Annotated in this window: 8 protein-coding genes and 1 pseudogene; 2 read left to right on the forward strand and 7 right to left on the reverse strand. The window is 38.1% G+C overall.

Annotation, left to right across the window (positions count from 1 at the left end):
• Positions 1-100 precede the first annotated feature (100 nt).
• A complete protein-coding gene (gene pykF / locus AAFX60_012250; protein ID XDF77412.1) occupies positions 101-1,513 on the forward strand; it encodes a pyruvate kinase PykF in 1,413 nt (470 codons plus the stop codon).
• Positions 1,514-1,652: 139 nt separating this feature from the next.
• Positions 1,653-2,315 carry a GntR family transcriptional regulator gene (locus tag AAFX60_012255; GenBank protein XDF77413.1) on the forward strand — a complete coding sequence of 221 codons (663 nt, stop codon included), beginning with the start codon at positions 1,653-1,655 and terminating at the stop codon, positions 2,313-2,315.
• Between the two features lie 302 nt (positions 2,316-2,617).
• On the opposite strand, the gene AAFX60_012260 is transcribed toward AAFX60_012255, so the two are convergent.
• From AAFX60_012260 to AAFX60_012290, 7 genes and pseudogenes are all read right to left on the reverse strand, one after another.
• Entirely contained in the window at positions 2,618-4,408 is a 1,791-nt protein-coding gene (locus tag AAFX60_012260; GenBank protein ID XDF77414.1) for a diguanylate cyclase, read from the reverse strand.
• A gap of 235 nt (positions 4,409-4,643) precedes the next feature.
• Positions 4,644-5,138 carry an acetolactate synthase small subunit gene (gene ilvN / locus AAFX60_012265; GenBank protein XDF77415.1) on the reverse strand — a complete coding sequence of 165 codons (495 nt, stop codon included), beginning with the start codon at positions 5,136-5,138 and terminating at the stop codon, positions 4,644-4,646.
• Positions 5,138-6,859: an acetolactate synthase 3 large subunit gene (locus AAFX60_012270; GenBank protein XDF77416.1), complete on the reverse strand. Its 1,722-nt coding sequence runs from the start codon at positions 6,857-6,859 to the stop codon at positions 5,138-5,140. Before AAFX60_012270 ends, ilvN begins: the two co-directional genes overlap by 1 nt.
• A 273-nt stretch (positions 6,860-7,132) precedes the next feature.
• Positions 7,133-8,971 (reverse strand): long-chain fatty acid--CoA ligase, encoded by a 1,839-nt coding sequence (locus tag AAFX60_012275; GenBank protein ID XDF77417.1) that lies wholly within the window; start codon positions 8,969-8,971, stop codon positions 7,133-7,135.
• 247 nt (positions 8,972-9,218) lie between these two features.
• Entirely contained in the window at positions 9,219-10,190 is a 972-nt protein-coding gene (leuO, locus tag AAFX60_012280; GenBank protein ID XDF77418.1) for a transcriptional regulator LeuO, read from the reverse strand.
• A gap of 325 nt (positions 10,191-10,515) precedes the next feature.
• A pseudogene (locus AAFX60_012285) lies at positions 10,516-12,932 on the reverse strand (bifunctional aspartate kinase/homoserine dehydrogenase II).
• Positions 12,932-14,098, reverse strand: a complete 1,167-nt coding sequence (locus AAFX60_012290; GenBank protein ID XDF77419.1) for an O-succinylhomoserine (thiol)-lyase — start codon at positions 14,096-14,098, stop codon at positions 12,932-12,934. The pseudogene AAFX60_012285 and the gene AAFX60_012290 overlap by 1 nt, the downstream one beginning before the upstream one ends.
• Positions 14,099-14,156: the final 58 nt, after the last annotated feature.

Raw genomic sequence — 14,156 nt, forward strand, 5'->3', positions numbered from 1 at the left:
TTTGAAGATAAAATTGTTGTAATTTTTCAACACTTCAAACATTAGCTGGGCATTACTGCGTTTATCATTTTAAATATACTCATCTGGAGAGATTTCTCACATGAAAAAGACCAAAATCGTTTGTACGATCGGCCCAAAAACTGAATCAGTTGAAAAACTAACTGAACTAGCAAATGCTGGTATGAACGTTATGCGCCTAAACTTCTCACACGGCGACTTCGCAGAACACGGCCAACGTATTGATAACGTACGTCAAGTAATGAAAAACACTGGCAAACAACTTGCTATTCTTCTTGATACTAAAGGTCCTGAAATCCGTACAATCAAACTAGAAAACGGCGACGATGTTGCTCTAGTTGCAGGTCAAGATTTCACATTCACAACAGATACTTCAGTTGTTGGTAATAAAGACGTTGTTGCTGTTACTTACCCAGGTTTTGCAAACGACCTTGAAGTTGGTAACACTATCCTTGTTGATGACGGCCTAATCGAAATGGAAGTTGTTGCGACAACTGAAACTGAAGTTAAGTGTAAAGTTCTTAACAATGGTGACCTAGGCGAAAACAAAGGTGTTAACCTTCCTGGCGTTTCTGTTCAACTTCCAGCTCTATCTGAAAAAGATAAAGCTGACCTTAAATTTGGTTGTGAGCAAGGCGTTGATTTCGTTGCTGCTTCTTTCATCCGTAAAGAAGAAGACGTTAAAGAAATCCGTGAACTACTTGTTGCTAACGGCGGCGAGAACATTCAAATCATCTCTAAGATTGAAAACCAAGAAGGTGTTGATAACTTCGATTCAATCCTAGAAGCTTCTGACGGTATCATGGTTGCTCGTGGTGACCTTGGTGTTGAAATCCCAGTTGAAGAAGTAATCTTCGCTCAGAAGATGATGATCGAGAAATGTAACCGTGCACGTAAAGTTGTAATCACTGCAACTCAAATGCTTGATTCTATGATCAAAAACCCACGTCCAACTCGTGCTGAAGCGGGTGACGTTGCGAACGCAATCATGGATGGTACTGATGCTGTAATGCTTTCAGGTGAATCTGCTAAAGGTAAATACCCAGTTGAAGCTGTAACTATCATGGCTCAAATCTGTGCTCGTACTGACGCAGCTCTTAAAGCAGAACTAGGTTCTCGTCTAGATAGCCCACGTCTACGTATCACTGAAGCGGTATGTAAAGGTGCAGTAGATACAGCTGAGAAACTAAACGCTCCTGTTATCGTTGTTGCAACTGAAGCTGGTAAATCAGCTCGTTCAATCCGTAAATACTTCCCAACAGCTAAAATCATCGCTGTAACTACTAATACTAAGACTGCTGCACAACTATGTCTTTCTAAAGGTATTACTCCAATGATCGTTGATTCAATCGATAGCACTGACGCATTCTACCTACGTGGTAAAGAGTTAGCTCTTGAATCAGGTATTGGCGCTAAAGGCGATATCGTTGTTATGGTTTCTGGTGCTCTAGTTCCATCTGGTACTACAAACACAGCTTCTGTACACGTTCTATAATTCATTGAATTTATAAACAAGTATAACGAGTTAATAAAAAGAGGGCTTTCGCCTCTTTTTTTATGAAATTTTCTTGCCCAAAACAAACAATACGCTATACTATCAACCAATATTAACCGCACGCCAAATTGTATATAAGATGTCTAGCTTAACTCTCACTGATAAAGTTTCAAAAATGATCCACCAAGATATTCTCTCTGGAAAATTAAAACCTGGTCAGAAACTGGTCGTTGCTGAATTAAAAGAACGCTATAACGTAGGAGCGTCCCCTATTCGTGAAGCTCTGGTTCAATTATCTTGGAATAAATACGTCAAACTTGAACCTCAAAAAGGATGTTGGGTTGCATCTATTTCCCTTAGTGAGCTTAAAGAATTATTTGAAAGTTTACGTACTATAGGCCAAGTTTTATTAGCAAAGGCCATCACTAACGGCAATGAGAATTGGGAATTAAACGTACTAACTAGTTTCCATAAATTAAACAAAATTAATCTACAAGATGCGAAAATAGAAGAGTTAAGAGAATGGGAAAATAGATACACTGATTTCCATAATTCACTTCTAGAAGGGGCTCAATCCCCTATTATGTATCAGTTCTATCAAGATATATCTCATCAAATCACACGCTACCGCCATTTAAATAATAACCCTCAAGTGATCAGTGAAACCTATGCTCAATATTTAGAAGAGCATGAAATTATGATGAAGCTCACTTTGTCACGTGATTCAGAACAAGCCATCAAATATTTAAATAATCATTACTCGAAAGCCAGTGATCTTATATCAACCTACTTTTCGGCTTAAGAGATAAAAAAAACCAGGCAAATGCCTGGTTTTTTTATTGAAAATTCACCACCCAAAAAACTCTTTATTATGGGTACTGATTAACAATACCATTAATAAAAAATAAATTGCGCTTAATTTAAAACCTAAAATGGCTAAACTACCTACCGTGAGTCTTACTAAAAAATCAGTAAACATATCCACCTCACTTCATTTTCAAGCCTTTAATGTTACTTAATCAAGTAATGTCTAATTAGACTTATGTATCGGTAATTGTAAGTATAGACAAGGTTAGACTTTAGTCTAATAACTCTTTTATCCCTCTATGCTAAGTCCTCTAAACTAGAGCAAATAGAGACTTGGTTTCGTCCATTCGTTTTTGATTCATATAGAGCCAGATCTGCACACTTATAAGCGTCTTTTTTTGAATGACCTAAATCGGTTAGGCCACCACTTATTGTTACGTGATATTCCTCTAATTGAGAGACAGCTACTCGCAATCTATTTATCACCATTTCGGCGTCCATCAACGTGGTATGAGGCATTATAATGGCAAACTCTTCCCCACCAATCCTAGCCACAAAATCCGTTTCTCGACTCCCATTATTTAAGATATCAGAAACTAAACGTATAACTTGGTCACCAACGTCATGTCCTTTTGTATCATTAATTCGTTTAAACAGATCAATATCTAATATAGCAAGACAACACTGATGCGCTGGGTAATAACGCTGAGTTAATAAAGTCTGATTTTCTAATTCAAATTCAAATTTTCTACGATTCCAACAACCAGAAAGTACATCTTTTTCGCTTAAATAGCGCAATTCCTTTTCTAGCTCTTTACGCTTAGTAATATCAATGTAAGAAATAATATAATACTGAGTCGCTTTTCTTTTACTTTTAACCGATTGAATACGAACCAATAGACTTAGCTTTCTCTTATTTTTACTCAGTACATCTAGTTCCCCTTGCCAGGCACCAAGCTCTTCAACTTGCTTCCATGTAGTTAAACGTTTATCAATATTTTCGCTCTCAGATAGCAATACATCGAAAGTATTTTTTCCGATGACTTCATTTGCAGAGAAACCACTAATTGAAGTAAATGCTGGGTTCACCTTTAAAATTCTTCTATGTCTATCAGTGATAACAACAGCAGACATACCCTCTAATGCAGATTTAGCTAACTGACTTTCTAAATTAGAGTTATCCCAAAAACTGAGTAGAATCCCAAAAGGAATAACAATAAGACTTAATAATAGAAAAATAATTGCCGCTTCTTCCATTATTTCAACACGAATTAATTCAAATAAAACATTCACTTCATAAGTGGGGTAATAGAGCAAAAAATACATTTTTTTATTTGGAATTTCTTTTTTCATATCAAAACGATAAAAAGAATAAATACCATCATCAAGTGATAAGCTTCCTTCTTTTTGCTTCGACATTACACTCCATAATGCAGGCTTTTGAATTTTTAGTGTTTTACCCACTCGTTCACTAACAAGGTGACCAAGCATGTTCTGATTATCATCCGATAAAAGATAATAGCCATCTTGATTGATCATGGCAGGTGAAATACTCAATGTAGGAGAGAACTTTACTACGTTAATAATGATGGATGCATTCAGCTCTGCAAGAATATATCCCTTTCTCTTCCCTGATATATCAATAGGAATAGCAACCTGCATTAGCGGCTCATAAATCCCAGAAACAGCTAATGCTTCATTTAATCTTACGCCTTCAGAGAAAGCTTGCCCTTTAGGTAATAGAGTTAACTTATCAAGCAAAGAATGATTAACAGAAAGAGAAGTGGGAAGTTGTTTCACTGCTTGCTTATTATCATTTGAATAAACAATAGAAAGTAAATAATTTCCTTCATCATCAATGAGCTCTAATCGGGAAAAAAACTTTTCCAATGCCACCAATTTCAACCATGATGATTCGACAGTATTTGTTACTCTTTCTGAAGGATGTATAAAATAATCATATAAAGGTCGACTATCAGCAAGAAGCTCTAATGTATTAGATATCCGGATCGATAACTCATTAAATTCATTATGTGTATAAGCTAATTGACGTGTTGATTCACTCTGAATTTGTTCAACGGCAACCAATTTCTTTTTTTGATAATCACTATATAGATATAAAAAATAAATAAGGAAAATATCATATATACAGCAGCTGAATAAGTTACAGCTTTCGTTTTTTATAATGCATACTTTACCTTATGATTTCATGAATAATCCACGGTACGAAATTCTATATAATCATTTTATATTACACAAGATAAAATAAAACCCTTCTGAGAAGGGCTTTATTTATAGGATAAAGACTCTTAGTTAAATACAATTATACCTTTAACGCTTTGTCTCCACGCGCAATACCAACCACGCCGCTTCGAGCAACTTCCACCACATCAGTCACTTCTGATACTGCTGAAATAAATGCATCTAACTTTTCAGACGTACCCGCTAATTGAATCGTATAAAGCGAGCTTGTTACATCTACAATTTGGCCTCGGAAAATATCAGCGGTACGTTTAACTTCCGCTCGAGCAAAACCACTTGCTTTTACTTTTACCAGTAATAATTCACGCTCGACATAATCAGCCTCTGTCACTTCTTGAACTTTGATGACATCGATTAATTTATGGAGTTGCTTTTGAATTTGCTCTAACTCCATAGCATCACTGGCTGTTGTAATATTTAATCGTGACAATGTCTGATCTTCAGTTGGAGATACCGTTAAAGATTCAATGTTGTATCCACGCTGAGAAAATAGGCCAACAACACGTGATAAAGAACCCGGCTCATTCTCTAATAATAGTGAAATAATATGTCTCATTAGGTTCTCTCCGTTTTACTTAGCCACATTTTATCCATTGCTTCCCCTTTAATTTGCATTGGGTAAACGTGCTCTGTTTCATCAACATTAATATCCACAAACACAAGGCGATCTTTTAAAGAAAGAGCCTTCTCTAGACCTGACTCCAGCTCATCAGGGTGATTAATACGAATTCCTACATGACCATATGCCTCAGCAATTGCGGCAAAATCAGGAACTGAACTCATATAAGAATTGGAATGGCGACCTTGGTAAATAATATCTTGCCACTGCTTCACCATTCCTAAGAAACGGTTATTCAAATTAATGATTTTCACAGGGATATCGTATTGCAATGCGGTAGATAGCTCCTGAATATTCATCTGAATACTGCCATCACCAGTCACACAAACCACCACTTCATCAGGATGAGTAAATTTAACCCCTAGAGCTGCTGGTAAACCGAACCCCATGGTTCCTAGTCCACCAGAATTAATCCAACGACGTGGCTTATTAAATGGGTAATACAAAGCAGCAAACATCTGATGTTGTCCAACATCGGAAGCGACATAAGCATCACCATTGGTTAATTTATGAAGCGTTTCGATAACCTGCTGTGGTTTAATACGATCAGGAGAGGTTTCATAAGCCAAGCAATTACGCTCTTGCCAAACTCCAATTTCTTCCCACCATGTTGCTAAGGCTGCCTCATCGTTTGTTCCTCCCTGCTCCACTAACAGCTTAAGCATAGAATCAAGAACAATCTCCGCAGAGCCAACAATTGGAACATCAACTCGAACATTCTTTGAAATCGACGAGGGATCAATGTCGATATGCATGATCGTGGCGTTCGGGCAGTATTTTTCTAAGTTATTGGTGGTTCTATCATCAAAACGAACCCCAACACCAAAAATAAGATCTGCGTTATGCATAGCCATATTAGCTTCATACTTACCATGCATACCTAACATGCCAAGTGCATTTTTATGAGTGCCAGGAAAAGCTCCTAATCCCATCAAGGTACTTACAACGGGTAAGTTAAGAGTCTCAGCTAATTTAAGTATTTGTTTTTCTGCAGAAGAAATTATCGCGCCACCGCCAACATACAAAACAGGCTTCTTAGCCTCTAATAATGTTTTTAATCCTTTTTTAATCTGTCCTTTATGACCAGATGTTGTTGGATTATACGAACGCATCTTCATGGATTCAGGGTATTGATATGAAAACTTAATAGCAGGGTTCATTACATCTTTCGGGATATCAATAACCACGGGACCTGGACGGCCAGTAGAAGCAATATAAAAGGCTTTTTTAAGGGTTTCAGGGATATCTTCGGCTTTCTTAACTAAGAAGCTGTGCTTGACTACAGGTCGAGAGACTCCAACCATGTCACACTCTTGGAAAGCATCGTTACCGATCATATTAGTAGGAACGTTACCAGAAAGAACAACCATTGGTATTGAGTCCATATAAGCGGTAGCGATACCCGTAATGGTATTGGTTGCACCAGGACCAGAACACACAAGAACGACACCTGGCTTTCCTGTTGCTCTTGCATAGCCGTCAGCCATATGTGTGGCTGCTTGCTCATGTCTTACAAGTACATGCTGAATCACATCACTTTTCATGTGCAACGCATCATATATATCCAACACAGAGCCACCAGGGTAGCCAAATATGTGTTCAACACCTTCATCAATCAGAGATTGTACGATCATCTCTGAACCAGATAACATTTCCATATCGTTCTCCAGACACTGAAAACCTTAAAGCAGTCGACGTGAATTATCGCTAAATTAACGGTTTTACATAGTTAGGGCTTATTTTTAGCCTAAACTGAAATTAATTAGATTAAATTCCTATGTAGGTGGCAAATATAGGTAACAAAACCACCTTTTACGAAACAACTTTAACCTTTTATTAGCACTCAGGTCTAGAGGAAATTTTAACCAAATAAAAAAAGCCAACTCTTTCGAGTTGGCTTTTATTGATTAAATCATATTTAGAGTTTGATATTACTTATCTTTCTTCTCTTTTTTCTCATCGTACATTTCTTCAATCTCATCTTGATAACGCTCATTGATTACTTTACGACGCAGTTTTTGTGTTGGTGTCAACTCACCTTTATCCATCGAGAACTCTTTGGATAAAAGGGTAAATTTCTTCACTTGCTCAAAACGCGCTAACTCTTTTTGTAGGTTAGCCACACGCTTTTCAAGCATTTCAACAATTTCACTGTGTTTAACCAGTTCCATGCGATCGTGGTAAGCAATATTTAGCTCTTTTGCATACTCTTCTAATGCGTCATAACAAGGAACAATTAACGCAGATACGAATTTACGCGTATCAGCAATAACAGCAATCTGTTCAATAAAGTGATCCTTACCAATTGCCCCTTCAATAACTTGAGGTGCAATGTATTTACCACCAGAGGTTTTCATTAACTCTTTAATACGGTCAGTAATGTATAAGTTGCCATCGGCATCAAACTCACCAGCATCACCGGTTTTTAAGAAACCATCTTCAGTGAAGTTGCTCTCTGTTTCTTCTGGCTTATTGTAATACCCTTTCATCACCATTGGGCCACGAACTAGGATTTCACTATTTTCACCAATCTTAACTTCAGCGCCCGGCATCAGCGTACCAATGGAATCAGGATGAAATTTACCATCTTCCCAACATGAAATCGTAGCGGTGGTTTCTGTCATGCCATAGCCTAACTTTACATTCACTCCAAGAGCATGGAAGAAACGACCAATAGTCACATCCAGCTTAGCGCCACCACATGGCATAAAGTTAATATTACCACCTAAGATCATGCGAAGTTTTGATAGAACTAACTTATCTGCAACCTTATACGATTGCTTCAATATCCATGATGGTTCTCGACCTTCTTGCTGGCAAGCTGACATCTTAGCGCCCATATTGACTGCCCAAGTAAACATCACTTTACGATGTGCAGGAGCTCTAGATACTTTTTCATGAACCGTTGAGAAAATCTTCTCATAGAAGCGTGGAACCGCACACATAACAGTAGGCTTAACCTCTGTTAAGGCTTCCTTAATTAGATTTGTATTTGGTAGGTAGCAGTTAGTTGCTCCTTTATACAAAACATAAAAAGTCCATGCACGTTCAAATACATGTGATAACGGTAAAAAACACAAAGAAACGTCTTTCTCTGTTAACGCTAAGCGAGTGTTATGTCCTTCTAATTGAGAAGCAATGTTTTCATAATCTAACATTACCCCTTTAGGCTCACCCGTGGTTCCTGATGTATAGATTAACGTTATAAGATCATCCATTTTGGCTTCATCAAGACGAGTTAATAGCTCGCTTTGATGCGCTTCATCAGCTTTAGCAATAAAGTCATTCCATGAAATACCTGCTTCATGATCGTTTAAATCGATATCATCACTTAAAGCAACAATATGAGTTAATTGCGGGCACTGTTCGAAAATAACAACAGCAGCATTATATTGTGCTTGTTCACCGACAAACAAAATACGAATATCCGCATCGTTAATAATGTATGCGGCTTGCGTTGGCGTATTTGTTGGATAAATAGGAACGGGTACTGAACGTAATTGCATTGAGGCAAAATCAGCAACTGTCCAACGAGGCATGTTATTAGAGAAAATTCCTACTTTTTCTTGTACTTTCAATCCATGGGCAAGTAAAGCTAATGATAGCTTATCCATTTGCTCACCAAATTCTCCCCACGTAATATCACTCCATGCAGAGCATTGCGTATCAATTAAAATACTGCATTGACGCTCACGCATTGCCGTGTCATTTGACTTATTTGCGATATGTTGGCGGATCTCTTTTACAATATGTAGGTTTTGAATAGTCATCTCGTATCACCTTTAGGCTTACAGGTGTAAGCTATAATCTGCACAAAGTGTACAATTGGTGACAAAAAAGGCAACTGTTTCTCAGTATAAAATGTAAGTATTGTTGTGTGAAACCCATTTCAGAGAACCACAATTAACAACTTTATTATTAATAATCTACATTTTCTTTATATCGAATAATGTGTTTAAAAAAAAAGGTTACGTAAAATACGCAACCTTTTTCCATTATCATGTCTATTTTAAAGGCTTAAAACATCATGCCTTTGCTTGATGCAACCACTTCTTCACCACAAATAAGCATCAATTGATCTCTCATCCAAATATGACCTTTGTCTTTTTGGTAAGAGTCGTGCCAGCTTAAATAGCCACTAATGCCTTTTGACTCAATTGGCAGTGGTAACACCATTAATTGATCACGATTTGGCATTGAGTTCACTAACCATTTTGGCGCTACAGTGATCAGTTCTGATTGAGAAACAACATACAAAATATTACTAATGCTTGCGCCTTTATAAGCTTGCTCATACAAAGAATCCACATACAAGTGATCTGCAAAACCTTTAGTATTTGCGATACGAGCTGGAACCGCATGTTTTTCGCTTGCTAATTGTTCTTTGTTGATACCGTTCTGAAGTCGAGGGTGATTAACAGAAGCAACCACAACTAACTCATCAGTAAATAACTCTGTACTCATAAAACCAGGTTCGTCGAATCGAACGTAATCGATAACAAAATCCACTTCTTGATAACGCAGCTTTTGAGCAATGTCTGGTTCATGTTCACCAGAAAGCTTTAAGCTAATATGCGGCGCTTTATTTTGAATATCTTTCATGATGCGTGGTGCAAAACGAATGTCTGATGGGCTGCAAATAGATAGCTTAAATTGTCTCATCGATGTTTCAGGTGAGAATGTTGAGCTTGGTAATTCGTTCTTAACCAATTGAAGCGCCTGACGCATCGGTGCAAATAGCTGACGAGCACGTTGTGTCGGTTGAATACCACGGCCATGGCGAATGAATAATTCATCATTAAACATTAATTTTAAACGTGATACCGCATTACTTACTGCTGGCTGTGACATACCTAAGTTTTGTGCAGCTCTTGTTATATTTTGTTCTTGCATTACCGCATCAAAAACAGTCAATAAGTTAAGATCAACACCACGTAGTATTTGTTCTGTACGTGCAACAGAAGATAAAGAAGTTTCAGGCGTATTCATGTATTACTCTCTCAGCAATTAATCATTATCATAAAGAAAACGATTACATACATTTTATTTTTGTTATAGATATTGAACAGACGTATGTTAATCGAACTTCAATTATCATTACTGAATAGATTTACAAAATCCATAGCATGTTAATTATTTTAATTTTAATTTATGCTTAATTGTTTTTAAGTGCTACATAAGCTTTTTTATTCAAACAGTTAACTAAAAATATAAATTAATCTAAATATTGAAAATATGCGTATTTCAAGACAGCAGATACAAAAAAGCCATACTATATGTATGGCTTAATAAATATACGTCAGGTTAAGTGATGTTAAAACAACGAAGCAATACGATTTAAATCCGATTGAATCGCTCCTGCAGTCACCTCTCGTCCAGCTCCTGGACCTCGAATCACTAGTGGATTATCTTTATACCATTTGCTCTCTATAGCAAAAATATTATCGCATGGTAATAGATTGGCTAATGCGTGATATTCAGGTAATGCCTCGATTCCAACCGTTGCGCTACCGTCTTTATTTAAACGAGCCACATAGCGTAATACTTTCTGTTCTTTCTGAGCTTTTGTTAATCGTTCAAGCAGTAATTCATTAATCACCTCACCTTGAGACAGAAAATCATCAAGACTGGTTTCTAATAATTCACTAGGAACAAGTGATTCAACTTTTACCTGATTTGGCTCAATATGAAGCCCAGCTTCACGAGCAAGGATCACCAATTTGCGCATGACATCTGAACCATCAAGATCGTGCCTTGGATCCGGTTCAGTCAATCCTTGTTGCCAAGCCAAATCGACTAATTCAGTAAAAGGAACATCGCCATTATATTGCTGAAACAGCCACGATAACGTACCAGAGAAAATGCCCGATAATGCGATGATTTCATCACCACTTTCACGAAGATCTCTTACGGTATGATTAATAGGTAAACCTGCTCCAACGGTTGCATTATATAACCAGTGACGCGATGTTTTAGCAAAGGCATCAATTACCGCTTGATAATCGGCACTTGGCGCTGAACCAGCAACTTTATTCGCAGAGATCAGATGCATTCCTTGTTCTGCAATTTTTGTATATCGATTAGCAAGATCAGCACTTGCCGTTACGTCTAAAACAACAACATCATCATAACCTTGAACGGCACCAACTTTTTCAATCCAATCAAAATCCGTATAATTTGTTGCTTCATCATCGAACTTAGCAACCACTTCAGTACTGTTTAAACCATCAAAATCAAGCCAACAACGCTCTCTATCAACAACACCAATGAGTGAAAACTGCATTCCATGACGCTTTTCAAGTTGACGTTTTTGTTGAGTAAATAGCGATAACCATTGAGAACCAATATTCCCATGTCCACACAGGATCAATCCCACTCGTTTTTGTGCTTGGAATAAACTGTTATGAATAGCATTAATGATCGATGAGGTATCAACTTTACGTAAAATAGCGACAAGGCTTAAACCCGATTCTGATGCGTACACAAATTCAAGAGGGCAATTTTTCAATTGATGATAAAAACCATGACTGTGAATGGCATTCGCGGTAACCCCCGCGCCAACAGCAGCAACCATTGAATAGCCTTCTTTTAGCTTAATTTCAGCATGTACCGCTGAGTTTTGTAGCACTTCTAACGCTTCATTCACGACTTCAGAAGTATAAGCGAGCAATAATGTAAACTGATCAGCTTGAGGCTCTAAGGCCAGTGGTTGCAGTTGAGAACGAGTAAGTAAAGAAAGAACCTCTTGTTGAGCGCGTTCAAAATCTTGTCCACGACCAAAGCCAAGCTGAATCAAATAGACATCTTCTAATGACGTAACAATTTTTGCACCTCGCCCAGAAGCCAATACACGCTCGATTCGAGTTGATCCAGATTCAGGCTGATAACTGCAACGTAAACTCAAATCTAATGCACTTTGAGCTACAGGTTGTAATGTTCTACTGTGCAATACAGGAGCGGCTAAACGAGCTAATTCACTCGCTTCATCCAATCTTAATAATGGCAGTAAGCACGCATCCTCCACTTTTCTAGGATCCGCACTGAACACGCCAGCAACATCACTCCAGATAGTAACGCATGACACCTCTCCAAGAGCACCAATCATGGTTGCCGAATAATCAGAACCATTTCGACCAAGAAGTACGGTTTCTCCTCTTTGATTACGGGCCATAAAACCAGTAATCACAATTCGCCCATGCGGATGCTGAGCGACCTGCTCTTTAAACAAAGGCCAAGACTGCACACGATCCACTTCAGGTTGTGCAGCTCGCTCTGCCCTTAGAAAGGTTCGAGAATCAAGGGAGCTGCTTGTAAATCAATTTGATTTAAATATGCAGAAAGTAACCTTGAAGACCACACTTCACCATGACCTAATACATCAGCTTGCTGTACCTCTGTTAACGGTGCATGCAGTTGCCCTATCGCAATCAATTCTTGGTGTAAAACGGCCAATAAGGGTTCTGCATTCTCAGCAGACAGTAATTCGGTTATCAACCCCTGCTGGTATGTACGTAAAGACTCTAATGTTTCATGAGCTAAGCGCCCATCTTTAGATAGATCATCAATCCATTCTAAAATACGGTTTGTTGTATTACCTGCAGCAGAAACAACAATCAAATCATGTTCATTTGAGTATTCTTTTAAGATGGTGGCAACTCGGCGATAGCATTCTGGGTCAGCCAAGCTGCTACCACCAAATTTATGTAATTGACGTGAACAAGGTATTGTCATTATTTCACCTCTGCAGCAATCGCAAATGCTTGTTGAAGATCAGCAATAAGATCTCGGCTATCTTCTAATCCAACAGATAATCTCAATAACGTTGGTGCTAATCCCGCTTCTTCTTGAGCTTCATCAGACATTGCTCTATGTGTCATGGTTCCTGGATGCGCAATCAAACTTTCAACACCACCTAGAGATTCAGCTAAAGAGAAATATTTCAATTCTTTAACGAATACTTTCAATTGCTCAAGTGAGCCATTTAATTCAAAACTGAGCATGGCACCAAAGCCTGCTTGTTGACGTTTTGCAATTTCATGACCTGGATGCTCAGGTAAACTCGGGTGATAAATCGTACCAACTAATGGCTGCTCTTGAAGACACTTGAGTACTTCTATCGCATTTTCTTCATGCACACGCATACGAGCACCAAGAGTTCGAATACCACGCAGTGTTAAATAACTATCGAAGGCGGTACCCGTCGCTCCAATGCAATTCCCCCACCATGCAAGATCATCCGCATGCGCTTTTGTTTTAGCGATAAGTACACCACCAACAACATCAGAGTGCCCATTAATGTATTTGGTTGTGGAGTGGATAACAAAGTCAGCACCTAAAGAAAGAGGTTGCTGTAATACAGGTGAAAGGAAAGTGTTATCTACTGCGACTAACGCACCAACTTGAGCCGCTTTTTGGCAAATTTCAGCAATATCCACCACACGTACTAATGGATTTGAAGGGGTTTCAAGTAGGATTAATTTTGGCTTTTTAGCAATTGCAGCATCTAAAGCCTCAGTATTAGATTGGTCTACAAATAAAGTTTGGAAGTCTCCTTTATTTGCTCGAGTATTAAACAATCGATAAGTTCCTCCATAACAATCATGAGGAGCAACAATTAAATCGTCAGGACCAAGTAATGCAGATACCATTAAATTAAGAGCGGATGTTCCACAATTAGTGACCACTGCACCAGCCCCACCTTCTAAATCTGAAAGTGTGGTTTCTAATTGAGTTCGAGTTGGATTTCCAGAACGAGCATAATCATACTTAGGTACATCCCCAAACTCTGGGAAACTATAGTTAGTTGATAAGTAGATAGGTGGCACAACAGCGTTATGTTGTGAGTCTGTTTCAATGCCGGTACGAACAGCAATAGTTGCAGGTTTTCTTTCGCTCATAATTTCCCTTCCGAACTGCGGTGCAGTAATGTAATACCAACGATATAAACTATCTAAA

The sequence above is a fragment of the Aliivibrio fischeri genome (assembly GCA_038993745.2).
Taxonomy (GTDB): Bacteria; Pseudomonadota; Gammaproteobacteria; order Enterobacterales; family Vibrionaceae; genus Aliivibrio; species Aliivibrio fischeri_B.